The 24,316-nt window shown below is 66.5% G+C and carries 24 protein-coding genes; 16 read left to right on the plus strand and 8 right to left on the minus strand.

Annotated elements, in window-relative coordinates; all coding sequences use genetic code 11:
• Positions 1-113: 113 nt before the first annotated feature.
• Genes pdxA through F595_RS0101035 form a run of 6 tightly spaced genes read left to right on the plus strand, consistent with a single transcriptional unit; the run spans position 114 to position 5,150 of the window.
• Positions 114-1,124 carry a 4-hydroxythreonine-4-phosphate dehydrogenase PdxA gene (gene pdxA / locus F595_RS12150; RefSeq protein WP_022955006.1) on the plus strand — a complete coding sequence of 337 codons (1,011 nt, stop codon included), beginning with the start codon at positions 114-116 and terminating at the stop codon, positions 1,122-1,124.
• The gene (gene rsmA, locus F595_RS0101015; RefSeq protein WP_040567932.1) at positions 1,121-1,939 is read left to right on the plus strand and encodes a 16S rRNA (adenine(1518)-N(6)/adenine(1519)-N(6))-dimethyltransferase RsmA; all 819 of its coding nucleotides are present in this window, start codon (positions 1,121-1,123) and stop codon (positions 1,937-1,939) included. The genes pdxA and rsmA overlap by 4 nt, the downstream gene beginning before the upstream one ends.
• Positions 1,936-2,331, plus strand: a complete 396-nt coding sequence (gene apaG, locus F595_RS0101020; protein WP_022955008.1) for a Co2+/Mg2+ efflux protein ApaG — start codon at positions 1,936-1,938, stop codon at positions 2,329-2,331. The genes rsmA and apaG overlap by 4 nt, the downstream gene beginning before the upstream one ends.
• Entirely contained in the window at positions 2,331-3,146 is an 816-nt protein-coding gene (locus F595_RS0101025) for a symmetrical bis(5'-nucleosyl)-tetraphosphatase (RefSeq protein WP_022955009.1), read from the plus strand. Before apaG ends, F595_RS0101025 begins: the two co-directional genes overlap by 1 nt.
• The gene (locus tag F595_RS0101030) at positions 3,143-4,411 is read left to right on the plus strand and encodes a multifunctional CCA addition/repair protein (protein WP_022955010.1); all 1,269 of its coding nucleotides are present in this window, start codon (positions 3,143-3,145) and stop codon (positions 4,409-4,411) included. Before F595_RS0101025 ends, F595_RS0101030 begins: the two co-directional genes overlap by 4 nt.
• Positions 4,401-5,150 carry a pteridine reductase gene (locus tag F595_RS0101035; protein WP_022955011.1) on the plus strand — a complete coding sequence of 250 codons (750 nt, stop codon included), beginning with the start codon at positions 4,401-4,403 and terminating at the stop codon, positions 5,148-5,150. Before F595_RS0101030 ends, F595_RS0101035 begins: the two co-directional genes overlap by 11 nt.
• Before the next feature lie 54 nt (positions 5,151-5,204).
• On the opposite strand, the gene folB is transcribed toward F595_RS0101035, so the two are convergent.
• A complete protein-coding gene (folB, locus tag F595_RS0101040) occupies positions 5,205-5,570 on the minus strand; it encodes a dihydroneopterin aldolase (RefSeq protein WP_022955012.1) in 366 nt (121 codons plus the stop codon).
• A 65-nt stretch (positions 5,571-5,635) separates the two neighbouring features.
• Here folB and plsY point away from each other — a divergent pair, with 65 nt between their 5' ends.
• Positions 5,636-6,229, plus strand: a complete 594-nt coding sequence (gene plsY, locus F595_RS0101045) for a glycerol-3-phosphate 1-O-acyltransferase PlsY (protein WP_022955013.1) — start codon at positions 5,636-5,638, stop codon at positions 6,227-6,229.
• 316 nt (positions 6,230-6,545) lie between these two features.
• On the opposite strand, the gene tsaD is transcribed toward plsY, so the two are convergent.
• Positions 6,546-7,574, minus strand: a complete 1,029-nt coding sequence (tsaD, locus tag F595_RS0101050; protein ID WP_022955014.1) for a tRNA (adenosine(37)-N6)-threonylcarbamoyltransferase complex transferase subunit TsaD — start codon at positions 7,572-7,574, stop codon at positions 6,546-6,548.
• A 141-nt stretch (positions 7,575-7,715) separates the two neighbouring features.
• On the opposite strand from tsaD, the gene rpsU reads away from it, so the two are divergent.
• The 4 genes from rpsU (at position 7,716) to rpoD (ending at position 12,561) form a co-directional block, all read left to right on the plus strand.
• Positions 7,716-7,931, plus strand: a complete 216-nt coding sequence (gene rpsU, locus F595_RS0101055) for a 30S ribosomal protein S21 (RefSeq protein ID WP_022955015.1) — start codon at positions 7,716-7,718, stop codon at positions 7,929-7,931.
• 61 nt (positions 7,932-7,992) lie between these two features.
• A complete protein-coding gene (locus F595_RS0101060) occupies positions 7,993-8,439 on the plus strand; it encodes a GatB/YqeY domain-containing protein (RefSeq protein WP_022955016.1) in 447 nt (148 codons plus the stop codon).
• A gap of 100 nt (positions 8,440-8,539) precedes the next feature.
• Positions 8,540-10,546, plus strand: a complete 2,007-nt coding sequence (gene dnaG, locus F595_RS12155; RefSeq protein WP_022955017.1) for a DNA primase — start codon at positions 8,540-8,542, stop codon at positions 10,544-10,546.
• Positions 10,547-10,626: 80 nt separating this feature from the next.
• Entirely contained in the window at positions 10,627-12,561 is a 1,935-nt protein-coding gene (gene rpoD / locus F595_RS0101070) for an RNA polymerase sigma factor RpoD (protein ID WP_022955018.1), read from the plus strand.
• Positions 12,562-12,650: 89 nt separating this feature from the next.
• On the opposite strand, the gene F595_RS0101075 is transcribed toward rpoD, so the two are convergent.
• The 4 genes from F595_RS0101075 to F595_RS0101090 all read right to left on the minus strand — a co-directional run bounded on the left by F595_RS0101075 (position 12,651) and on the right by F595_RS0101090 (position 15,940).
• The gene (locus tag F595_RS0101075) at positions 12,651-13,055 is read right to left on the minus strand and encodes a hypothetical protein (protein ID WP_022955019.1); all 405 of its coding nucleotides are present in this window, start codon (positions 13,053-13,055) and stop codon (positions 12,651-12,653) included.
• 98 nt (positions 13,056-13,153) lie between these two features.
• Complete coding sequence (locus F595_RS0101080; RefSeq protein WP_022955020.1) at positions 13,154-14,068, minus strand: alpha/beta fold hydrolase; 915 nt, start codon at positions 14,066-14,068, stop codon at positions 13,154-13,156.
• Positions 14,068-14,895, minus strand: coding sequence for an SDR family NAD(P)-dependent oxidoreductase (locus F595_RS0101085; protein ID WP_022955021.1), 828 nt, complete (start codon positions 14,893-14,895; stop codon positions 14,068-14,070). The genes F595_RS0101080 and F595_RS0101085 overlap by 1 nt, the downstream gene beginning before the upstream one ends.
• Before the next feature lie 121 nt (positions 14,896-15,016).
• Complete coding sequence (locus tag F595_RS0101090) at positions 15,017-15,940, minus strand: LysR family transcriptional regulator (RefSeq protein WP_022955022.1); 924 nt, start codon at positions 15,938-15,940, stop codon at positions 15,017-15,019.
• 107 nt (positions 15,941-16,047) lie between these two features.
• On the opposite strand from F595_RS0101090, the gene metE reads away from it, so the two are divergent.
• The gene (metE, locus tag F595_RS0101095) at positions 16,048-18,384 is read left to right on the plus strand and encodes a 5-methyltetrahydropteroyltriglutamate--homocysteine S-methyltransferase (protein WP_156873756.1); all 2,337 of its coding nucleotides are present in this window, start codon (positions 16,048-16,050) and stop codon (positions 18,382-18,384) included.
• Positions 18,385-18,476: 92 nt separating this feature from the next.
• Here metE and F595_RS0101100 read toward each other — a convergent pair whose 3' ends face one another.
• Positions 18,477-20,501, minus strand: a complete 2,025-nt coding sequence (locus F595_RS0101100) for an NADPH-dependent 2,4-dienoyl-CoA reductase (protein WP_022955024.1) — start codon at positions 20,499-20,501, stop codon at positions 18,477-18,479.
• A gap of 76 nt (positions 20,502-20,577) precedes the next feature.
• Between F595_RS0101100 and F595_RS0101105 the strand changes: the two genes are divergently transcribed.
• Entirely contained in the window at positions 20,578-21,210 is a 633-nt protein-coding gene (locus tag F595_RS0101105; protein WP_022955025.1) for a TetR/AcrR family transcriptional regulator, read from the plus strand.
• 83 nt (positions 21,211-21,293) lie between these two features.
• Entirely contained in the window at positions 21,294-22,712 is a 1,419-nt protein-coding gene (locus F595_RS0101110) for an SDR family NAD(P)-dependent oxidoreductase (protein WP_026913088.1), read from the plus strand.
• On the opposite strand, the gene F595_RS0101115 is transcribed toward F595_RS0101110, so the two are convergent.
• Complete coding sequence (locus F595_RS0101115; protein WP_022955027.1) at positions 22,701-23,009, minus strand: DUF2834 domain-containing protein; 309 nt, start codon at positions 23,007-23,009, stop codon at positions 22,701-22,703. The two genes, F595_RS0101110 and F595_RS0101115, sit on opposite strands and share 12 nt — an antisense overlap.
• Before the next feature lie 126 nt (positions 23,010-23,135).
• On the opposite strand from F595_RS0101115, the gene F595_RS0101125 reads away from it, so the two are divergent.
• Together F595_RS0101125 and F595_RS0101130 are read left to right on the plus strand one after the other, a co-directional pair.
• Positions 23,136-23,936: an MmyB family transcriptional regulator gene (locus F595_RS0101125; RefSeq protein WP_022955029.1), complete on the plus strand. Its 801-nt coding sequence runs from the start codon at positions 23,136-23,138 to the stop codon at positions 23,934-23,936.
• On the plus strand, positions 23,933-24,310 hold the full coding sequence (locus F595_RS0101130; RefSeq protein ID WP_022955030.1) for a hypothetical protein: 378 nt from the start codon (positions 23,933-23,935) through the stop codon (positions 24,308-24,310). The genes F595_RS0101125 and F595_RS0101130 overlap by 4 nt, the downstream gene beginning before the upstream one ends.
• Positions 24,311-24,316 lie beyond the last annotated feature (6 nt).

The raw sequence follows: 24,316 nt of genomic DNA on the forward strand, positions 1-24,316 counted from the left end.
TTTGCGGCAGATGCCTCGAGCCTGCGTCCACGTCGGCGTCCACTCCCCTCTCTCAGGTCGTCTGCTATGGCACAATGGGGTGGATGACCGACGCTCAGGATGCTCCCTCCCTCATGATTCCCCGTCTTGCCCTGACTCCGGGCGAACCCGCAGGCATCGGCCCCGACCTCGTCGTGCAGATTGCCCAACAGGCCTGGCCGGCCGAGCTGGTGGCTGTCGCGGATCCATCCCTGCTGACACGCGCCGCCGCCCGTCTGGGGCTGCCGCTGCGGCTGCATGACTTCGCCCCGGATGCGCCGGCCCGCATGCACCAGCCCGGCACACTGGCCGTGGCACCCGTCATGCTGGCTCGTCAGGAGGTCCCTGGCCAGCTTGACGCCGGCAATGCCGCCTATGTGCTGGAAACCCTGCGCGTCGCCTGCGATCTGGCCCTGGCCGGCCAGGTGCAGGCGCTGGTCACGGCGCCGGTGCAGAAGTCGGTGATCAACGCGGCCGGCGTGCCGTTCAGCGGTCATACCGAATACTTCCAGGCCCGCTGCGGCGTCGACCAGGTGGTGATGATGCTGGCCTGCCCCGGCCTGCGCGTGGCCCTGGCCACCACCCACCTGCCCTTGCGCGCGGTAGCGGATGCCATCACCCCGGACCTGCTGACGCGGGTGCTGACCATCCTCGATGCCGACCTGCGCGACAAGTTCGGCATTGCCCGTCCGCGCATCCTGGTCACCGGCCTCAACCCGCATGCCGGCGAGGACGGCCACCTCGGTCGCGAGGAACTGGACGTGATCATTCCGACGCTGGACAGCCTGCGCACGCAGGGTCTGGATCTGACCGGACCGCTGCCCGCCGACACCCTGTTCACGCCGCGTCTGCTGGCCGGCGCCGATGCCGTGCTGGCCATGTACCACGACCAAGGCCTGCCCGTGCTCAAGCACGCCGGCTTCGGCGAGGCCGTGAACATCACCCTGGGACTGCCTGTCATCCGCACCTCGGTTGACCATGGCACCGCCCTGTCACTGGCCGGCAGCGGCCGTGCCGAGACCGGCAGCCTGTGTGCCGCCATCCGTGACGCCCTGACCATGGTGGCGGCACGCCACCCCGAGACCGCAGCCAAGGAGCCGGCATGAGCAGCAGACACTCCTCCCGCGTGGTCGAAGGCCATACCGCGCGCAAGCGCTTCGGCCAGAACTTCCTCAATGACCAGCGCGTGATTCACCAGATCGTCGCCAGCTTCCAGCCGGCGCGCGACCAGAACGTGGTCGAGATCGGCCCCGGACTCGGCGCACTGACCAAGGTGCTGCTGCCGGCGCTGGGTCGCCTGCAGGTGGTCGAGCTGGACCGCGACCTGGCGGCACGACTGCCGCAGACCCTGGCCGGCCTCGGCGAACTGATCATCCACGAGGGGGATGCCCTCGACTTCGACTTCACGCCACTGGCCAGCGCAGGCGCCGCCGATCTGCGCGTGATCGGCAACCTGCCCTACAACATCTCGACGCCACTGATCTTTCATCTGCTCGGCCACAGCGGCGTGATCCGCGACATGCATTTCATGCTGCAGAAGGAGGTCATCGACCGCCTCTGCGCCGAGCCGGGCAGCAACGATTACGGCCGCCTCAGCGTGATGGTGCAGTACCGCTGCCAGGCCGAGTGGCTGTTCGACGTGCCGCCGGAAGCCTTCAGTCCGCCGCCCAAGGTGACCTCGGCCATCGTGCGCCTGACCCCGCATGCGCAGCTGCCGCATCCCTGTCGCGACGAGCGCCTGCTGGGCGAGCTGGTCACTGCGGCCTTTACCATGCGTCGGAAAACCTTGCGCAATGCCCTCAAACGCTACCCGCCGGAGACGTTGGCGCGCGCCGGCGTGGATGGCGGCTGTCGCCCGGAAACCGTGTCCGTGGCAGACTACGTGGCATTGACCAATGCCGTGGTGGAGCTGTCTTCATGAGTCAATCCGCACGTGCCGTGGACGCGCACGGCATCAGCGTCCAGGTACGCAGCGAGTACCTGGCCGAGCCCTCGAACCCGCAGGAGAAGCGCTACGTCTTCGCCTACCACATCCGCATCAGCAACGAGGGACGGCGCACGGCCCGGCTGCTGACCCGGCACTGGATCATCACCGACGCCGAGGCGCGGGTGCAGGAAGTGCGTGGTGACGGCGTCATCGGCGAGCAGCCGACACTGGCCCCCGGCGAGTTCTTCGAATACACCAGTGGCACCGTGCTGGAAACACCGGTGGGCAGCATGCACGGCTCCTACGGCATGATCGACGAGGTCGGCGAGCGCTTCGAGTCACCGATTCCGGCGTTCACCCTGGCGATTCCGCGCGTGCTGAACTGATGGCGCACTATGCCATTGGCGACGTGCAGGGCTGCCGTGCCGCCCTTGAGGACCTGCTCGAACGCATCGCCTTCGATCCCGCTGTCGACCGCCTGTATTTCGCCGGCGACCTGGTGGCGCGCGGGCCCGACTCGCTGGGCACGCTGCGCCTGATTCACGGCCTCGGTCCGCTGGTGGCCGACAGCGTGCTCGGCAACCACGACCTGCATCTGATCGCCGTGCACCATGGCCTGGCCCGCGCCAGGAGCAAGGACAACACCCAGGCCATCCTCGATGCCCCGGACCGGCAACCGCTGATGGACTGGCTGCAGCAGCGTCACCTGCTGCTGGAGCTGCCCGGTCATCATGTGCTTACCCATGCCGGCATCCCGCCCGTCTGGTCGCTGGCGCAGGCGCGCCAGCACGCGCGCGAGGTCGAGCAGGCCCTGCGTGGCCCCGATGCCCGCGATTTTCTCGCCGCCATGTACGGCAACGAGCCAGCCGGCTGGGATGACAGCCTCGCTGGCACCACGCGGCTGCGCGTTATCACCAACTTCCTCACCCGCATGCGCCTGCTCGATCCGCAGGGTGGCCTGGACTTCGCCTTCAAGGGGGAGCTGGCCGAGGCACCGCCGCATCTGCAGGCCTGGTTCGCGCTCGACAACCCCGGCCTCGGCGAGGCGCGCCTGCTGTTCGGGCATTGGGCCGCCCTGCTCGGTGATGCCTCGCCCTCGCCGCATGTCGCGCTCGACCATGGCTGTGTCTGGGGCCATCACCTGTGTGCCTGGAGACTGGAGGATGGCCAGCGCTTCCACAGCCGGCCGGGGCTGCAATGATGGCCGGCGAGACGCCGCAGATCTATCGCGTCGGCGGTGCCGTGCGTGATCGCCTGCTCGGACGTCCGTTCCACGAAATCGACTGGGTGGTGGTCGGCGCCGAGCCGTCATGGCTGCTGGACCGGGGCTATCGCCAGGTCGGTCGCGACTTTCCGGTCTTCCTGCACCCGCAGACCGGCGAGGAATATGCCCTGGCGCGCACCGAACGCAAGCAGGGGCAGGGCTACCACGGCTTCGTCTGCGACTTCAGCCCCGACATCACGCTGGAAGAGGACCTGCAGCGCCGTGACCTGACCATCAATGCCATGGCCGAGCTGCCGGATGGCAGCGTGGTGGACCCCTGGGGCGGCCGGGCAGATCTCGACGGACGCTGGCTGCGGCATGTCTCGCCCGCCTTTGCCGAAGATCCGCTGCGCGTGCTGCGCGTGGCGCGCTTTGCCGCCCGCTACCATGACCTGGGCTTCCGGGTCGCCCCGGAAACACTGGCGCTGATGCGGCAGCTCGGCGACAGCGGCGAGCTCGCGGCGCTGACACCCGAGCGAGTCTGGCAGGAGACCGAACGCGCCCTTGGCGAGGCGCATCCGGCCGTGTATTTCGAGGTGTTGCGTGCCTGCGGCGCCCTGCGCGTGCTGTTTCCCGAAGTCGCCAACTGCTTCGGCGTGCCGCAGCGTGACGACTACCACCCGGAGGTCGACACCGGGCTGCACATCCTGCTCTGTCTGGCCCAGGCGGCCCGGCTGACGCCATCGACACGCATCCGCTTCGCGGTGCTGGTGCATGATCTCGGCAAGGCACTGACACCCACTGACGTGCTGCCTCGTCACAGCGGGCACGAGCGCCGGGGGCTGCCGCTGATTCGCCAGGTCTGTGCCCGCCTCAAGGTGCCGAAAGCCACGCAGGAGCTGGCATTGCTGGTCGGTGAGTTCCACCTCGACTGCCACCGGGCCGACGAGCTGCGCGGAGATACCCTGCTGGCCAGACTTGAGGCGCTGGACGCCTGGCGCCGGCCGGAGCGATTCGAGGAGTTTCTGCTGGCCTGCGAGGCCGATGCCCGTGGCCGCACCGGCCTTGAAGACATTCCCTACTGGCAGGCTGACTACTGGCGTGGCGCTCAGCAGTGTGGGCAAATAGACGTGGCCGACTGGCTGGCGCGCGGCATCCAGGGCATGGAGCTCGCGGCACAGCTGAAGGCAACCCGTCGCGAACGGCTGTGCGCCTATCGCGACGCTCATCGCGCCCGACGAGAGTCACTCAATGCCCGCTGACCACCCTGTTGTCCTGATCACCGGCGCCGGCCGCCGCGTCGGCGCCGCCACCGCGCGCCAGCTTCATGCCCGGGGCTGGACCGTGCTGCTGCACTGCCGGCGCAGCCGTGACGATGCCGACCGCCTGGCTGCCGAGCTCAATGCGCTGCGTGCCGGTTCCGCCCATGTCCTGGTCGCCGATCTCGATGATCCGTCAGTCATCACGCCGCTGGCCGAGGCTGCCATCGCCGCCTGCGGTCGCCTTGATGCCCTGGTCAACAACGCCTCGACCTTCCACCCTACGCCGGTCGGCGACATCACCGACGCGGACTGGGATCGCCTGTTTGGCAGCAACGCCCGCGCGCCGCTGTTCCTGACCCAGGCACTGGCGCCGGCCCTGCGTGCGTCCGGCCGTGGCGCCGTGGTCAACATCACTGACATCCATGCCGACTACCCGCTCGCCGGGCACGTGGTCTACTGCATGGCCAAGGCCGCGCTGGCGGCGATGACCAAGGCACTGGCCAAGGATCTGGCCCCGGCGGTTCGCGTCAATGGCGTGGCACCGGGCGCCATTCTCTGGCCGGAGGGTGAGGGCGAGATGGATGCCGACCTGCAGCGCGAGATCCTGCGCAGCATCCCGCTGGGTCGCGAGGGCGGCGTCGACGCGATTGCCGAGACCGTGACCTACCTGATCACCGGCGCCAGCTACATCAGCGGACAGATTGTTGCCGTCGACGGCGGGCGCAGCGTCTGGGGCTGAACGCAGGCGTCCGACCGGAGGCCGCACGAGCTGTCGGCGCGTGGCACGTGGTGCTCAGGCCATGGCCGGCCGGGTGCCGCGCTCGATCAGCACGCCAACGTCAAACGCACCGCGCACCGCACCCGGCTTGCTCACACGCAGACGCAGCCAGGGCACGTGGAACTCGTCACGCAGGATGCCCCAGATGGACTCCGCCAGGGTCTCGACGAGCTGGAAATGCGCCGAGGACACATGCGCCTTCAGACGCTCCGATACCGCGCGGTAATCAAGGGCATCGACGATGGCGTCGCTGGCCGCTGCCGGCCGGATGTCCCAGGCCATCTCCAGGTCCAGACTCAGGGTCTGCTGGATGCGGCGTTCCCACTGGAACATGCCGATCACGGTGTCGATCTTGAAGTCCCGGATATACACAATGTCCACTGCAGCCCTCGTCGCCGGATGACCTCCTTGCTAGGATGCCATAACCTTCTGTGCCGGAGCCCCCGATGAGCCCTGACCTGCTTGCGTTTGCGGCGCTGATTCTCGCCTATCTGCTGGGTTCTGTCTCGGCCGCCATCATCGTCTGCCGCCTCATGGGCCTGCCCGACCCGCGCACCGATGGCTCCGGCAATCCCGGCACCACCAACGTGCTGCGGCTCGGCGGCAAGCCAGCCGCCCTGCTGACCCTCACCGGCGACATGCTCAAGGGCGTGATTCCGGTGCTGATCGGTCGCGAGCTGGGCATGGACGACATGCTGCTAAGCGCGATCGGCTTCGCCGCCTTTCTCGGCCACCTTTACCCGATCTTTTTCCGCTTCGAGGGCGGCAAGGGCGTGGCCACGGCGCTGGGCGTGCTGCTGGCCCTGCACTGGCAGGTCGGCATGTTCGTGATCGTGCTATGGATAGCCGGCTTCGCGCTCACGCGCATCTCGTCGGTCGGCGCCATCACCGCCTTCGTGGCCGCCCCCTTTCTCGCCAACTGGCTGATGCCGGAGGCCATGCTGGGCGTGGTCGGCATGAGCCTGCTGCTGCTGGCGCGGCACAAGGAAAACATCAAGGCGCTGATCGAGGGACGGGAGCGGAAGTTCGGGGGCAAATAATCGGACATATCGTTGGTGTGCAGGGCGGGGAACAGCCGTCAAAACACGCCGTGAATACATCCCTGTAGGCTCGCGCACGCCATCCATGGCGTGCGACGGTTTTGACAGCTGCTCCCCGCCCCGCAGCAGGCAGTCCGTTGTGCGACTGAGCCGTCGTCTTGTTACTGCTTCTCTTGAGCATCCGTAGTAACTGTCGAATCGCTGGCGGATGCGTATCTGTGGAAAACCGTGCGAGGCATGGATGCCGAGCCGAGCCCCCAGGGACGGGTTCACGGCGAGTTTTCCACAGATACGCATCCGCCAGCGCTCAACAGATCTACCCGACCGCCGGCAACTCCGTCATCGGCCAGCGCGCCTTGACGCTGACCTCCAGACCCGCCCGTTCGCCCGCGCGCAGACGCTGGCAGCCCGCGTAGGCGATCATGGCACCGTTGTCGGTGCAGAACGCTGGTGCCGGGTAGAAGGCCTCGCCGCCCAGCGGTTTCAGTGCCTCGGCAAGATCATGGCGCAGCTTGCGGTTGGCGCTGACGCCACCGGCCAGCACCAGACGCTTGAGGCCGGTTTCCTTGAGCGCGCGCAGACACTTGCGAATCAGGGTGTCCACGGCGGCAGCCTCGAAGCTGGCGCAGAGGTCGGCGGTCTTTTGCGGGTAGTCCGGCGTCTGGTTGCGCGCAGTGAGCACAGCGGTCTTGAGGCCGCTGAAGGAGAAGTCCAGTCCGGGGCGATCAAGCATGGGGCGCGGGAAGGCGAATGCCTCGGGGTTGCCCTGCAGCGCCAGACGAGCCACCTCGGGACCGCCGGGATAGTTCAGGTCCAGCATCTTGGCGACCTTGTCGAAGGCCTCGCCGGCAGCATCGTCGATGGACTCGCCCAGGAGCTGGTAGCGACCGATGCCATCCACGCGCATGAGCTGGGTATGACCGCCGGACACCAGCAATGCCACGAAGGGAAACCCGGGCGCACGTGCTTCCAGCAGGGGCGCCAGCAGATGGCCCTCCATGTGGTGCACGGGTATCGCCGGCACCTTCCAGGCATAGGCCAGGGAGCGTGCCATCAGGGCACCGGTGAGCAGGGCGCCGGCGAGACCGGGGCCGGCCGTGTAGGCGATGCCGCCGATGTCCTGCGGCTGGCAGCCGGCAGCCGTCATGACCTCGCGCACCAGCGGCACCAGCTTGCGGATGTGGTCGCGCGAGGCCAGCTCGGGCACCACGCCGCCGTAGTCGGCATGCATGTCGATCTGGCTGTAGAGACGGTGCGCGAGCAGGCCCTCGCCAGCCGGCAGGGCGTCATCGAAGATGGCGACACCGGTCTCGTCGCAGGAGGTTTCAATGCCGAGCACGCGCATGCGGTATCCTTGTTTCTGGGCGTCTTAAAGGCGGGAAGTGTAGCGTTGCTGCCAAGGGATTTGCCATTGCGCGCAGATCTGGCTAAAATCCGCGCCCCACGACTGTCTGTCGTCCCCATTCAGCGTTACAGGTGAGCATACATGCCCCAGGTCAAAGTGAAAGAAGGCGAACCGTTTGACGTCGCCCTGCGTCGTTTCAAGCGTTCCTGCGAAAAGGCCGGTGTGCTGGCTGACGTGCGCAAGCGCGAGTTCTTCGAGAAGCCGACGCAGGAGCGCAAGCGCAAGGCCGCTGCCGCTGTGAAGCGCCACGCCAAGAAGGTCCAGCGCGAAGCCGTCAAGACCACGCGTCTGTACTGATCCCTGCGCCCGTTCGGGATGACCGGTCCTGGTCGTCCCGGGCGTCTGGAAATGCCTCGCCATGCCCGCTCTGAAAGACCGTCTGACCCAAGCCATGAAAGATGCCATGCGCGCGCAGGACAAGCCGCGTCTCGGTGTCGTTCGCATGGCCCTGGCTGCCATCAAGCAGATCGAGGTCGACGAGCGCATCGAGCTTGATGACGCACGCACGCTGGCCGTTCTGGAAAAGCTGGTCAAGCAGCGTCGCGAGTCGGCAACTGCCTACGAGCAGGGCGGACGTCCGGAGCTGGCTGCCGGGGAGCTGGCGGAAATCACCGTGCTGCAGAGCTTCCTGCCCGAGCCCTTGTCCGAGGCCGAGCTCGATGCGCTGATTTCGGCCGCCATCGCCGAAGCCGGCGCCACCTCGGCCCGCGACATGGGCAAGGTGATGAATCTGCTGCGACCCATGGTTGCCGGTCGTGCCGATGTCGGCGCCCTGTCGCAGCGCGTGAAATCCCGCCTGAGCTGACCGCGTCAGCTGCTGCACCGCGTCTCGCCAAGGCGTCACGGTGTTGCCTGTCCGTTTGCGCTGACGCACACTGCCTGCTCCATTCGCGGACACCACACGCATGTCGACCGGTCGCATTCCCCAGAGCTTCATTGACGAGGTGCTGCTGCGCACCGACATCGTCGATCTGGTGGATGCACGGGTAAAGCTCAAGCGCGCCGGCAAGAACTACACGGCCTGCTGCCCGTTCCACACCGAAAAGTCCCCCTCCTTCACCGTCAACCGCGAAAAGCAGTTCTATTACTGCTTCGGCTGCGGCGCGACCGGCAATGCCCTCAGCTTCCTGATGGAGCACGACCGGCTGGAGTTCATCGACAGTCTCAAGCAGCTGGCCGGCGCCGCCGGCCTGACCCTGCCCGAGACACGTGACGGCAAGTCGCCTCCGCGCGATTCGCATCAGCCGCTCTACGACCTGCTGGAAACCGCCGCGAAGCACTTCGAGCAGCAACTGCGCACGGCGCCGGCGCGCGAGCGCGCGGTCAGCTATCTGCGCAAGCGTGGTGTCACCGGTGCGGTCGCCAAGGCTTTTCGCCTCGGCTACGCCCCGCCCGGCTGGGACAACCTGCTGCAGGCCCTGGCCAGCGATGCCCGCCAGCGCGAGCTGCTGCTGCAGACCGGCCTGCTGATACGCAACGAGCAGCGCCAGTCGGTCTATGACGCCATGCGCGATCGCGTGATCTTTCCGATCCGCGATTTTCGCGGCCGGGTCATCGCCTTCGGCGGCCGCGTGCTCAACGACGACAAGCCGAAATACCTGAATTCGCCAGAGTCTCCGGTATTCCACAAGGGTCAGGAGCTCTACGGCCTGTACGAGGCGCGACAGTCCGGCAAGCTGTCCCGCCTGCTGGTGGTCGAGGGCTACATGGACGTGGTGGCGCTGGCGCAGTTCGGCATTCCCGAGGCCGTGGCCACGCTGGGCACCGCCACCAGCACCAGCCATGTCGAGCGCCTGTTCCGCGTGGTCTCGGACGTGGTGTTCTGCTTCGACGGAGACGCTGCCGGACGCCGTGCCGCCTGGCGCGCCCTGGAAAGTGCCCTGCCCGCCCTGCGTGACGGCTACAGCGTGCGCTTCCTGTTTCTGCCCGATGGCGAGGACCCGGACTCGCTGGTGCGCCGCGAGGGACCCGAGCTCTTCCGTGCCCGCATCGATGCCGATGCCGTGCCACTGGCCGATCAGCTCTTCCGCCACCTCGGCGAAGACCTTCCCCTGCACACGCTGGAAGGGCGCTCGCGCCTGGCCAGCGAAGCCCTTCCGCTGCTGCGGCAAGTACCCGAGTGCCTGTTCCGCACCCTGCTGCTGCAGCGCCTGGGCAGCATCACCGAGCTGTCGCTGGAGGTGCTTGAACAGCAGCTGGCGCAGCTTCAGGCCCAGGCGGACAAGCAGCAGGCAGCCCGTCAGCAGCCCGCGGCAAGCCCTGCCGCCGCATCGCCCCTGCCAGGCGCAGCAGACATGCAGGACGCTGCCGGCCATGACACCAGCCTCCCGCCCGACTGGGACGACATGCCGCCCTGGATGGCCGCCGATGCCGAGCAGGACGCGCCCGCGCACAGACCGGACCGCGGCTCCGGCAAACCCTGGCAACGGCGACGCGACAATGACGTACCGTCGCGTGGGCGCTACCCGGTGCCGGACCGCAGCGCCACGCTGACCCTGTCGGCGCGGGCCATCCTGGTCCTGCTGCGCGATCCGCAGCAGGCCATGCACTGGAGCGACGACCTGCTGTCCGGCCTGCAGGACCCTGAAACACCCCTGCTCAACGCGGTCCTTGCCACGCTGCAGCTCAACCCCGGGCGCTCTCTCGCTGCCCTGCTCGGCAGCTGGCACGGCACCGATGAAGGCGACGCCCTGGGTGCGCTGATGGCACGCGACATCATCGCGCCCAGCGAGGATCCGGCACGCGAGGCCGAGGACCTGCGCCTGCGCCTGCAGCTACGCGCCCTTGATGCCCGCGCCGATCATCTGCATCGGCAGCTTCAACAGGAGCCGACTCGCGAGATCCTGCAGGCATTGAGCGAGCTCAAGCAGGCGCACGCCCAGCTTGCCCTGCGCTTGCGCGGGACTCGCTGATGCCGCTGTGCTGCTGACAAAATCAGCGCCGACACCGTATAATCCCGCTCTTGATTTCGCACCGTTGCGCCGGGGACCCGATGAGCACCAACGAACTTGATCGCCAAGACCCGAACAAGCAGGACGCCGCTGACGGCGAGCCGATGGATCAGGACAAGCGCAATTCCCAGCTGGCGGCGCTGATCGCCAAGGGCAAGGAACAGGGCTTCCTGACCTATGCCGAGGTCAACGACCACCTGCCCGAGTCGGTCACCGAAAGCGAACAGATCGAAGACATCATCCAGATGCTCAACGATCTCGGCATTCCGGTGCACGAGCGCGCTCCCGAAGCCGACGACCTGATGCGCGAGGAAACCCCGGAAGCCAGTGATGACGAACTGGCCGCCGAGGAAGCCGCCGCCGTGCTCGCGTCGGTGGAAAACGAACCCGGCCGCACCACCGACCCGGTACGCATGTACATGCGCGAAATGGGCACGGTCGAGCTGCTCACCCGCGAAGGCGAGATCGCGATTGCCAAGCGCATCGAGGAAGGCATTCGCGACGTGCTGCACGCCATGGCCTACTGGCCGGGCGCCGTCGAGCTGCTGATCAACGAATTCGATGCCGTCGAAGCAGGCGAACGCCGCATCGGCGATGTCATCGCCGGCTTCCTGGATCCGGATGATCCTGCCACCGCCGAGGAAATCGACGAGGAGGCCGCACTGGCTGCACTCGCCGGCGGCGGCAAGAGCAAGGCTGACGAAGCCGAGGACGACGACGAGGAAGCCGAAGGCGACGACGAGGAAAGCGAAGCCGACACTGGTCTCGACATGGAGATGGTGCGCGGTCGCGTCGACGCCCTGCGCGAACAGCTGGCCAAGACCGAAGCCTCGGAGCAGCGCAACGGCCGCGAGCACAAGTCCTGGCAGACGCAGATGAACACGCTCGCCGAGCTGTTCATGATGTTCAAGCTGACGCCGCGCGTGTATGACGGCATCGCCGATCACATCCGCGAAACCGTCGACACCGTGCGCGCCCAGGAGCGCGCCGTCATGGTCGCCTGCGTGCGTCGCGCCAAGATGGATCGTGCCACGTTCCTGACCGACTTCCCGGGCCACGAAACCGACCTGGAGTGGCTGGATCGCGAAGTTGTCACCCGCAAGCCGCTGGCCAAGGCACTCGAAGCCCAGCGCGAAGACATCCTGCGTGCGCAGCAGCGCCTGCTCGAGGTCGAGACCAGCCATGCGCTGACCATCGCCGAGATCAAGGACATCAGCCGTCGCGTCAGCATTGGCGAAGCCAAGGCCCGCCGTGCCAAGAAGGAAATGGTCGAGGCCAACCTGCGTCTGGTGATCTCGATCGCCAAGAAGTACACCAACCGCGGCCTGCAGTTCCTGGACCTGATCCAGGAAGGCAACATCGGCCTGATGAAGGCGGTCGACAAGTTCGAGTACCGTCGCGGCTTCAAGTTCTCGACCTACGCCACCTGGTGGATCCGTCAGGCCATCACCCGATCCATCGCAGACCAGGCGCGCACCATCCGCATCCCGGTGCACATGATCGAGACCATCAACAAGCTCAATCGCGTGTCACGCCAGATGTTGCAGGAGATGGGTCGTGAGCCGACGCCGGAAGAGCTGGGCGAGCGTCTCGACATGCCGGAAGACAAGGTTCGCAAGGTGCTCAAGATCGCCAAGGAACCGATCTCCATGGAAACGCCGATTGGCGACGATGAAGACAGCCACCTCGGTGACTTCATCGAGGACACGCTGATGGTATCCCCGATCGATGCGGCCACGGCCGAAGGCCTGCGCGAAGCCACTCGCGAAGTGCTGGAGAACCTGACCCCGCGCGAAGCCAAGGTGCTGCGCATGCGCTTCGGCATCGACATGAACACGGACCACACGCTGGAGGAAGTCGGCAAGCAGTTCGACGTCACCCGCGAGCGCATCCGCCAGATCGAGGCCAAGGCCCTGCGCAAGCTGCGCCACCCGAGTCGCTCGGAACACCTGCGCTCCTTCCTCGACAGCGAGTGAGCGGCGCGCGGTGAATGAAAAAACCGGCCATCATGGCCGGTTTTTTCGTGTCAGGGAGCGTCAGCGTACAGACACGGACGTGACATCACTCAGCGCACCTTGAGCTGCGCCCCCAGGACCAGAAACAGGTCGGTACTGCCGTTGACCTTTTCGATGCCGGGCAACAGGAAGAGCTCGGCACCCACCCGTTTCGTGCTCATCACGTCATAGCCGAGGCGCCCCATCGGCAATACCGGATAATCGTTGTAGCCCAGCGCCAGCCCTACTTCGTAGAAGGCGCGCCCCCACGGGCTTTCTGCCGTCTTCAAATACTGCCGCTTGGCAGCCCAGACCGTGTCATCGCGCTGTGAGTTGCGGAAATAGCCAGCAGAAAAATCACCGACCAGCTCGCTGTCGCAGGCGACACCAAAGGCAGGATGAAACTCTTCGTAATCAATCTCGTTGCCGATGTGCTGGGACACCGCCACCAGCAGGAGGGCACAGGAAGCAATCATGAACGTGGTCTCTCTCAGGACAGGCGTGAAGGATGACAAAGACGCGCCGGCATGCCGAGTCAGACGCCATACGATTTCGTACGGCTTTTGTTATGTACTCAGGCAGTCGCGAGGAAGTCCGCGAACTCGCGCGCAAAACGCAGCGGCTCGTCCTTGAGCGGCACGTGACCGGAACGCTCGAAGCGCACGACACGCGACGCCGGATGGTACGCAGCCACCACACGCTGACCGGCCTCCGCATACAGTGGCGAACGCGCCCCCAGGAACACCGTGATGGGGATGCGGCAGGTCGCCAGTGAGGCCCGGTAATCATGGCCGCCAGCCACATAGGCAGGCAGGTAGGTGCGCATCTGCCCGAGGTCGGCGAGCGGCAACGGAATCCGCGCCAGCACGGGCGCCGGCAGACGCATCAGAAACGACAGGAGCGGCTTCAGACCGCGCCCGCCCGCCATCAGTGCCAGCACGTCCGCCAGGTCGGCACCGACATCATGGCGCACGGACGCAGGCAGATCGGCAAAGCGACGACATGCCGGGTAATCGTTGACCCGCTCGAGAATGCCTTGCAGGGTGCCGAAAAGCGCCTCCTGACGAGCACCGAACAGGCCGTGAGGCCAGTCGCTGCGGTTGCCGATGCAGGGCGACTGGTCGATGTGCAGGTAGCGACTGACACCGGAAAAGCCATCCAGCTGGTGCAGATGCAGCGCCGTGGTCGCCCCCAGGGAAATGCCGACCAGCAGAAGCTCGTCGAGCCCGAAATGACGAATCAGGTCCTGAACATCCTCGGCATGGGCCTGGAAGATGTCGCCGGACTTGAACGGCGTGTCAGCGGATCGGCCCGCGCCACGCAGATCAGGCAGGTAGAAGCGATGACGCGACAGGTGCGGCAGGATGAACGGCAGCCAGTGGTCACCTCGCATGCCAAGTCCGTGCAGCATGAGCACCGGCCGGCCGCGCCCGAGGACGCGGACAGCCAGGCTCTGCCCGTCGCGCAGGGGGATGCGCGAGACCGACATCACTTCATGGACTTGGTACTGAGCGAGACCAGCTTCTGGTAGGTCGACGGGAACAGACGCACCATCAGGTCGAGAACCTTGGCATCGGTGCCGACGAGCACGCGACGCTGATTCTTCTCGACGGCGCGGATGATGATCTCAGCGGCCTTGTCGGCACTGGTGGTGAACAGCTTCTCGAACTTCTCGGTGCTGTTGGTGGTCATGCCCATCTTGGTGATGGACTCGTCCATGCGCGCGGCACGGGCAATGTTGGTCTTGATGCCGCCGGGGTGCACGCTGGTCGCGCTGACGTTGACCTTCTGCAGCTCCAGCTCCTGGCGCAGGGCCTCGGTGAAGCCGCGTACTGCGAACTTGGAGGCGTTGTAGGCGCTCTGCGACGGCACCGCGAACAGACCGAAGACACTGGAGGTGTTGATGATGTGGCCCTCGCCAGCATCCTTCAGGTAGGGCAGGAACGCCTTGGTGCCATGCACCACGCCCCAGAAGTTGATGTTCATGATCCATTCCAGATCTTCGTAGCTGCCGCCATCGACGGCGCTGCCCAGCGCCACGCCGGCATTGTTGAAGATCAGGTTGACCTTGCCGTGATCACGCGCGACCTGGTCGGCCCAGGCGAATACCGCATCCTTGTTGGCAACATCAAGCTTCTGCGACGTGACCTTGACGCCATAGGGCGCCACCAGCTGCACGGTCTCGGCAAGGCCCTTCTCGTTGATGTCACTGAGGGCCACATGGCAGCCGCGCTTGGCCATCTGGATGGCGAGGGAGCGGCCCATCCCGGAGCCGGCGCCAGTGATTGCTGCAACCTTGTTCTGGAAGTCTTTCATCGTGTTCTGCCTGCATGTTGACATCGGACGCTGGCAAGTTATATCTGACAACATTCAATGTCAAGTGACATCTTGGCAGATTGCACGCCAGCCCGACGACATGATGACCGGAAAGTCACACTCAGTCACTCATCGCCACCGGTCGTATGCCATCCAGGAAGCGCTGACTGGTCTCGCGGATGGTGGTCAGCAGGTCACGCACATAGGGCCTCGCCCTGTCCTGCTCGCGCAGCGCCGCCTGCAGCGTGCACCAGACACCCTCGCCAAGCGGCCGTGTGCGCACCCAGCCACGTCCGACATATTCGGCCGCCGCCCAGTTCGGCAGCGCGCAGACCCCGCGTCCGCTGGCCACCAGCTGCACCATCATCAGCGTCAGCTCGGTATGACGCACACGCGCCGGCATCACGCCCGCCGGAGTCAGGAAGTGCTGGAAGATGTCCAGGCGACCGGCATCGACCGGATAGGTGATCAGCGTCTCGCCGGCCAGATCCTCGGGACGTATCTGTGCGCGCTCGTTGAGCGGATGGCCATTGCCCAGAACCAGCACCGATTCGTACTCGAACAACGGCTCGAAGCACAGGCCCTCGTGCTCGCCGGGGTTGGAGGTGACCACGCAATCCAGCTCGCCCTCGCGCAGGCTGTCCTGGGCATCGCCATGGAAACCGCTCTGGAAGTCCAGCTCGACCTCGGGCCAGTGTTGACGAAAGCTGTTGATGGTCGGCATCAGCCACTCGAAGCAGCTGTGGCACTCGATGGCCATGATCAGGCGCCCGGCCTGGCCGCTGTTGAGCTTGCCGATGTCGCGCTCGGCCTGGCGCAGGGCCGGCAGGACGACATCCGCCAGCGCCAGCAGACGCTCGCCCACCGGCGTGAAACGCGGCGGCCGGGTCTTGCGGATCAGCACCGGCGCATCCAGCGTGGACTCCAGCTCACGCAGCTGATGGGAGAGCGCCGACTGGGTCAGGAACAGGCGCTCGGAGGCGGCCGCCAGCGAGCCGGCATCCTGGATGGCCTTGAGGGTGCGCAACTGGCGAATATCGATCATGGCGGCCAATCATTAGAAATATTCACCGATTCTCGTAAAAAAATGAGTTTGTTTCAATTGGTCGCGCGCAGCAGACTGCCGGCCTGAACACAGACCGCAGGTAAATCATCATGCACGCACACATTCTGGGCTTTCCGCGCATAGGCGCCGCCCGCGAACTCAAGGTCGTCCTCGAGGCCTACTGGGCAGGCAAGATAGAGCGCAGCGAACTGGAGCGGACCGCCCGCGACCTGCGCGCCCGCCACTGGGCGCAGCAGCGCGACGCCGGCCTGGACTTCGTCACCGTCGGTGACTTCGCCTACTACGACCAGGTGCTCAACGCCTCGGCCTTGGTCGGCGCCATCCCCGCCCGCTTCCGCGCCCACGCTGCTGGCGACCATGGCGGCGGCAATGCCGATGTCGACCTCGACACCCTGTTCCTGATGGCTCGTGGCCGCTCGCGCTGCGGCTGCGATGCGCCGGCCGCCGAGATGACCAAGTGGTTCGACACCAACTACCACTATCTGGTCCCCGAGCTGACCGCTGACCAGCAGTTCACGCTGTCCTCGCAGCGCCTGTTCGACGAGGTGCGCGAGGCGCAGGCGCTGGGCCACGCTGTCAAGGCCGTGGTCATCGGCCCGCTGACGTATCTGTGGCTGAGCAAGGCCTATGGCGGCGACTTCGAGCGCCTGGACCTGCTCGACCGCCTGCTGCCGGTGTACGCGCAGGTCCTGCAGCAGCTGGCCGATCTCGGGGTGACCTGGGTGCAGGTCGACGAGCCCATCCTCTCGCTGGATCTGCCGGCCGCCTGGCAGGCCGCCTTCGAGTCGGCCTACAACCGCCTGCAGACGCGCAGCATCAATGTCCTGCTCACAACCTACTTCGGCCCGCTTGCCGACAACCTCTGGCTGGCCAGCCGCCTGCCGGTCGCAGGCCTGCACATCGACGTCACCCGCAGCGGTGATGAATGGCGCCGCGTCATCGACAACCTGTCCGAGTACAAGGTGCTGTCGCTGGGCCTGGTCGACGCCCGCAACATCTGGCGCGCTGACCTCGGCCGCCTGGCCGGCATCGCCCGTGAAGCGCACGCGCGTCTCGGCGAGCGCCTGTGGATCGCCAGCTCGGCCTCGCTGCAGCATGTGCCGGTGGACCTGCGCAACGAGACCACCCTGCCGGCCGAAACGCTGTCCTGGCTCGCCTTCGCGGTGCAGAAGCTCGACGAGGTGCAGATCCTGCGTCTGGCCGCATCCGAGCCGGACAGCCCGGTCGTGTGCGCCGCCATCGCAAGCGCCGAGTCGGCCCTGGCCAGCCGCCGCGCCGCCGCCTGGCGCCGCAATGACGGCGTGCGTCAACGTGTCGCCGCGCTGACCGCCGCCGACAGCCTGCGCGCCCCTTACGCCGAGCGCGCTCGCCAGCAGCAGGCCCTGCTGCAGCTGCCGCCGCTGCCGACCACCACCATAGGCTCCTTTCCGCAGACCACCGAAATCCGCCAGGCGCGCGCCGCCTTCAAGGCCGGACGCATCAGCCAGAGCGAGTACGAGCACGCCATGCGCGCATTCGTGGCCGAGTCGGTGCAGGTGCAGGAGGATCTGGGCCTGGATGTGCTGGTGCATGGCGAGCCGGAACGCAACGACATGGTCGAATACTTCGGCGAACAGCTGGAAGGCTTCCTGTTCACCCGCAACGGCTGGGTGCAGAGCTACGGCAGCCGCTGCGTGAAGCCACCCATCATCGCCGGCGATGTCAGCCGTCCGGCACCGATGACGGTGTCCTGGGCGCAGTTCGCGCAGTCGCTGACCCGCAAGCCCATGAAAGGCATGCTCACCGGCCCGGTGACCATCCTCTGCTGGTCCTTCCCGCGTGACGACCTGGCGCGCGAGGACATCGCCGCGCAGATCGCGCTGGCCATCCGTGACGAGGTCGTCGATCTGGAAGCCGCCGGCATTCAGGTCATACAGATCGACGAGCCGGCCTTCCGCGAAGGCCTGCCGCTGCGCAAGTCCGAGCAGGCCGCCTACTGGCTCTGGGCGGTCGAGGCCTTCCGCCTGTCCGCCAGCGGCGTGCGTAGCGAAACGCAGATCCACACCCACATGTGCTATTCGGACTTCAACGATTGCATACGCCAGATCGCCGCCATGGACGCCGACGTCATCACCATCGAGACGGCGCGCTCGGCCATGGAGCTGCTGCAAGTGTTCAGCGAGTTCAGCTACCCCAACGCCATCGGCCCGGGTGTCTATGACATCCATTCGCCGCGCGTGCCGGGCGCTGATGCCATGCAGCATCTGCTGGTCGAGGCCCTGCACCAGATCCCGGCCGAGCGCCTGTGGGTCAATCCGGACTGCGGGCTAAAGACACGCGGCTGGCCGGAGGTGAAGGCTGCGCTGGCAGAGATGGTCCGGGCCACTCGCATCCTGCGCGCCGAACTGGCTGAAAAGGCCACGGCGGAGGTCCTCAGCGCCTGATACCACGAGACATTAAAAGCCCCGGGCTCGCGAGAGCACCGGGGCTTTCTCATGACCGCACATCAGGGTGACGCGGGCGGACCCGCGCTCACTCAGAGGCTGGCGGCCAGCTCGGCGCCCTCGCGGATGGCACGACGGGCATCAAGCTCGCCCGCCAGCTTGGCGCCGCCGATAACGTGATAGCGCGCATCGGTGATCTTGCCGTCCTTGTCGCGCGGGATCAGGTCAGTGACCGACTCCTGGCCGGCGCAGAGGATGACGTGATCGACATCGAGGATGCGCGTCTCGCTCTCGCCGACGCGGATATGCAGGCCGAGATCATCGACCTTGAGGTACTCGGCCTCGGCGATCATCTTCACGCCGAACTGGTTGAGCAGCGCCTTGTGCGCCCAGCCGGTGGTGAGGCCGGGGCCGGCACCCATCTTCTTCTGGCCCGGCTTGCGCTGCAACATGGTGATCTCGCGACGGGCATGACGCGGCAGGGGGGCGGCCAGGCCACCCTCCTCGCTCACCGTCATGTCGATGCCCCAGTGCGCCGCCCACTCGCCGACCGGCTGGTTGTGATCCTCGAGCAGGAAGGCGCAGGTATCGACACCGATACCGCCGGAGCCGATCACTGCCACGCGCAGACCCACCTCGACCTCGCCGCGCAGCACCTGCGGGTAGCTCAGCACCTTGGGGTGATCAATGCCCGGGAAACGCGGAATGCGCGGCTTGACGCCGGTGGCGATGACCACCTCGTCAAAGCTTGCCAGAGTGTCATGGCTGACGCGGGCATTGAGCTTCACGGTGACACCCGTGCGCTCGACCTCATGACGGTAGTAGCGGATGGTTTCCTGGAACTCTTCCTTGCCGGGCACGGCAGCCGCCATGTTGAACTGGCCGCCGATGTCGGCAGCCGCCTCGAACAAGGTGACCTCATGGCCCCGCTCGGCGGCCACGGTCGCCGCCGTCAGACCCGCCATGCCGCCACCGACCACGGCAACCTTCTTGGCCTTGCGCGCCTTCACGTAGACCAGCTCGGTTTCGTAGCCGGCACGCGGATTGACCAGGCAGGTCACCCGGTCGTTCGAGAATGCGAGGTCCAGGCAGCCCTGGTTGCAGCCGATGCAGGTATTGATCGCTTCCGGCTTGCCGGCGGCCGCCTTGTTGACGAAGTCACTGTCCGCCAGCAGCGGACGTGCCATGGAGATCAGATCGGCATCGCCACTGGCGACGATGTCCTCGCAGATCTCGGGCGTGTTGATGCGGTTGGACGCCATCACCGGCACCTTCAGCTCTTTCTTGATGCGCGCGGTGACCTGGCGGAAGGCGGCACGCGGCACCTGGGTGGCGATGGTCGGCACCCGGGCCTCATGCCAGCCGATGCCGGTGTTGAGGATGGTGATGCCCGCCTCCTCCAGCGCCTTGGCGATGGTAACGATCTCGTCCCAGGTGTTGCCGCCCGGCACCAGGTCGATCAGCGACAGACGATAGCAGATGATGAAATCGCTGCCGACCTCAGCACGCACGGCGCGCACGATCTCGACCGGAAAGCGCATGCGGTTCTCGACCGGACCGCCCCACTGGTCCTTGCGCTGGTTGACGCGACGGCAGATGAACTGGTTGAGCAGATACCCCTCGGAGCCCATCAGCTCGATACCGTCATAACCGGCGAGCTGGGCCAGACGTGCGGTCTTCGCGTAGTCCTTGATGGTTTCAAGAATCTCCTTCTCGCTCATCTCTTTCGGCTTGAAGGGGTTGATGGGCGACTTGATCGACGAGGCCGACACCGAGAACGGGTGGTAGCCGTAGCGTCCGGCATGCAGCACCTGCATGAGGATCTTGCTGTCGTGGCGGTGAACCGCCTCGGTGACACGACGGTGATTGAGGATGTCGGCATGACTGCTCATCGTGCCGGCCAGCGGTTTCAGCCAGGCGCGCTTGTTCATCGCGATGCCGCCGGTGATCATCATGGCGGTTCCGCCCTTGGCGCGCTCCTCGAAGTAGGCCGCCAGCTTGCCGTAGTTCCAGAAGCGGTCTTCCAGGCCCGTGTGCATGGAACCCATGACGATGCGGTTCTTGAGGGTGGTGAAGCCCAGGTCCAGCGGCGCCAGCATGTGATTGAAAGCGGTCATCAGAAAATCCTCGTCAACCGGAAACAGGTCGGCTATAGTCTAATTTAACAACGTTAAGATAACACCGATCGATACCATGTCAAGCGATCAGGCCACGCCGGCCAAAGCCCCCTACCACCATGGCGACCTGCGCCGCAGCCTGTGCGAGGAAGCCCTGGAGGTGATTCGCAGCGACGGCATCGCGGCACTCAGCCTGCGTCGCCTGGCCGAACGCGTCGGGGTGTCGCAGACCGCGCTCTATCACTACTTCCGCAACAAGGAAGACCTGCTGCTGGTGGTCGGCGAAGCCGCCATCGAGGACTTCAACCAGTACCTGTTCGCCGCTCTGGATGCCAGCACCGGTGACCGCCTGGAGGCCTTCGTGGTGGCCTACCTGCGCTATGCCCGCGACAACCCCGAGGTCTACGAGCTGATCTTCGGCCGCGCCAGCTGGAAGGATGCCAGTCCCCATGCCTTTCACCAGACCGCGCGTGCCAGCATCCGTCACTACAGCACCCTGATCCAGGGTTTGCAGGCGCGCGGGGTCATCCCAGCCGTGATCAACGTGCTGCGCCTGCTGCAGGTGGGCTGGGCCACGCTGCACGGCCTCAGCCGCATGTACAACGACGGTCTGGCGTTCACGGCGGAAGCCATCGAGGACATCGGACTGCATGCCGCTCGCCTGCTGCGCGGCACGTTGACGGGTCAGTCCGGAGCTGACGCCCGCTGAGGCGACCTCCGGCAGCGGCATCTGTCCACTGGCATCCTGATCGCCTGCACGGCATGCTCGACAGCCTGTGAATGGAGTCCGTCATGACCACCCTGCCCCTGGTTCGCCGCATCCTGCTGCAACGCCCGCTCGCTGACGTCTTCGCCTATCTGCGCGACTTCTCGACCATCGCGCAGTGGGATCCGGGCGTGTTCGATGCCACCAAGGTCACGCCGGGACCGGCCGATGCCGGCAGCCAGTTCGCGCTGACCCTGAACGTGCTGGGACGCGCAGTACCCATGCAGTACACGCTGATCCGCTGCGAATCACCGGATGCCGGCGGTGTTGCCACGCTCGTGCTGGACGGTCGCGGCGAGGGTTTCTCGGCCCTGGACACGCTGCGCCTGAGCGCCGATGGCGAGGGCAGCACCTGGCTGGACTATCGCGCCGACCTGCAGCTCGGCGATGTGCCCGGCTGGCTGCTGCCCGGCCTGCGGGCCTGGGGCCGTCGCCTCGCCGACCAGGCCATGGCCGGCCTGCAGCGGGCACTCTGCGAGGACGGTCCGGAGTCCGTGTCGGTACTTGGACGCGTCAGCGAGCGCCTGGTGCTGCCGGGCATGCTCAATTACACCCGACGCGGCTATCGCCAGCAGCACTCGCGCGGCTTGTCGCGACGCCTCGACGGGCGCACCGTGGGCATCACCGGCATCACGTCGGGACTGGGCCAGGCAGCAGCGCTCGAGCTGGCACGCCTGGGCGCCACCCTGGTGCTTGTGGGGCGCGACCGCACCCGTCTCGAGGCCTGCGTGGAGGACCTGCGGGCGCGCAGCGGCAGCGCTGCCGCGATGCGCGTGCACGAGGCCGAACTGAGCTCGCTGGCCAGCACACGCGATCTGGTCGAGCGCCTGCGTCGCGACGAGCCGGCGCTGGATGTCTGGATCAACAATGCCGGCGCCCTGTTCAACGACCACGCCCTGACTGCCGAAGGTCACGAGCGCTCGCTGGCAGTGAACTTCCTGTCGCCCGCGTTGCTGTCGCAGGCACTGGCACCGGCACTGGCGGCACGCCGCGGCCGCCTGATCCAGGTGGTTTCGGGGGGGCTCTACACCCAGCCGGTGCGACTGGACGACATCAACTACACCACGGAGCCCTACAACGGCCCCAAGGCTTACGCCCGCGCCAAGCGAGCCCTCCTGGATCTGACTCAGCGACTGGCTGCCGACCCCGCACTGGCCGGCCTGGGCTGTCATGTCATGCATCCGGGCTGGGCAGCGACACCCGGCGTGGCTTCGGCGCTGCCCGGCTTCAACCAGCGCCTTGGCGAACGTCTGCGTACTCCGCGCATGGGCGCTGACACCATGGTCTGGCTGGCCAGCCATCCGGCACTGGATGATCCGGCGCTGTCCGGCCGCTTCTGGTTCGACCGGGCGCCACGCCCGACCGCTCTGCTGCCCGGCACCGCCAGCAACGCCGCCACCGTGGATGCGCTGCTGGCCAGGGTGGCCAATCTGTCAGCGGCGTGAGTCCGCAGCGCCTGCGGGCGCTGTCAGCAGGTAGAGCAACGGCCCCAGCGAACCGGCAGTGAGGGTAAGCAGAATCCAGGGGGCGGCGCGCCGGCCCGTGCGTCGTGCGTCCTGTACCAGCCAGAGACAGGCCAGCACCGCCATCACCACCAGATCGGACAGGATCTGCCGGCTTCCGGTGCTGGCAAATCCGTCACGCCAGATGCCGTCGTAACCGATCTCGGCCATCACGGCGAAGGAATACAGCGCAAACGGCAGCAGCAGGGTCAGCACCAGCCATTTCGGGGGATGCATCATGATCGTCGTCCTCAAGGAGTGGGAAGCCCAGCGTGGCAGCCACGGCAAGCGCCCGACAATTACCTCCGAGGTCATCGCGATCAGCACCCCATGACGGTAGTCTGTAATCCTGTCCGGAGATTGCCGATGAATGCACGCGCCTTTCCCCATGCCCTGAAAGCCTGGCGTCAGTCACGCCGTCGCAGCCAGCTCGATCTGGCCCTGGCCGCCAGCGTCTCGCAGCGCCATCTGAGCTTCCTCGAGTCCGGCAAGGCTGCGCCCAGCCGGCAGATGGTACTGCAGCTCGCCGACGCGCTCGAACTGCCGCTGCGCGAATGCAACGACCTGCTGCAGGCGGCGGGATTCGCCCCTGCCTATGCCGAGCCGACGCTGGATGACGCCCAGCTGGCGCCGGTACGCGAGGCGCTGACCTGCATGCTCGAACACCACGCGCCGTTTCCGGCGCTGGTGGTGGACCGCGACTGGCAGCTGCTGCAGATCAATGACGGCGTGCAGCGCCTGCTCGGCGCCTGCGAACTGACGCCCGAACGGCTGGCCCGCCTTGGCGATGCGCAGGGTCGTCTCAACACCCTGCGACTGACGCTGCACCCGGACGGCCTCAGTCCCTTCATCGAGAACCGCGACCAGGTGCTTGCGCATCTGGTCAGCCGCAGCCGCCGCGACCAGGCCCTGAGCCTGCGTGGGCACAGCTGGCAGGCCATCGCCGATCTGGTGCCAGCAGGACTGGCGGCCCAGCATGCCCTGCCACATGCCCTGCTGCCGGTGCTGCCCCTGGTGCTGCGCATCGGTGACACCCGGCTCAGCCTGTTCACCACCCTGACCACCTTCGGCACGCCGCTGGACGTGACCACCGACGAGCTGCGTGTGGAAAGCTTCTACCCCATGGACGAGGAAACCCGCGCCTGGTTCCGGGGGGCGCAGGCATGAGCATCACGGCATTTCTGCTGACACTGGGACTCGGCGTGACGGCCGTCATCCATCTGCTGCCCCTCCTCGGCCTGCGCTCTGCCGCCCAGCTCGAACGGCTCTACGGGCTGACGCTGACGGATGACGATCTGGTGCTGCTCATGCGCCACCGCGCCCTGCTCTTCGGCCTGCTCGGGGCACTTTGTCTGGCGGCGATTGTCCGGCCTGAGCTTGTCCCCGCCGCGCTGATCGGCGGCTGGATCAGCGTGACCGACTTTCTCGGACTGGCTGGCGCAGGCAGCAGGCGGCGCACGGAGATTCGTCGGGTGATCCGGGCCGACTGGATCGCGGTGCTCGCGTTGACGCTGGCAACAGGGGCATGGCTCGCGGGCTGACGCTGG

This window comes from Perlucidibaca piscinae DSM 21586 (assembly GCF_000420045.1).
Taxonomy (GTDB): Bacteria; Pseudomonadota; Gammaproteobacteria; order Pseudomonadales; family Moraxellaceae; genus Perlucidibaca; species Perlucidibaca piscinae.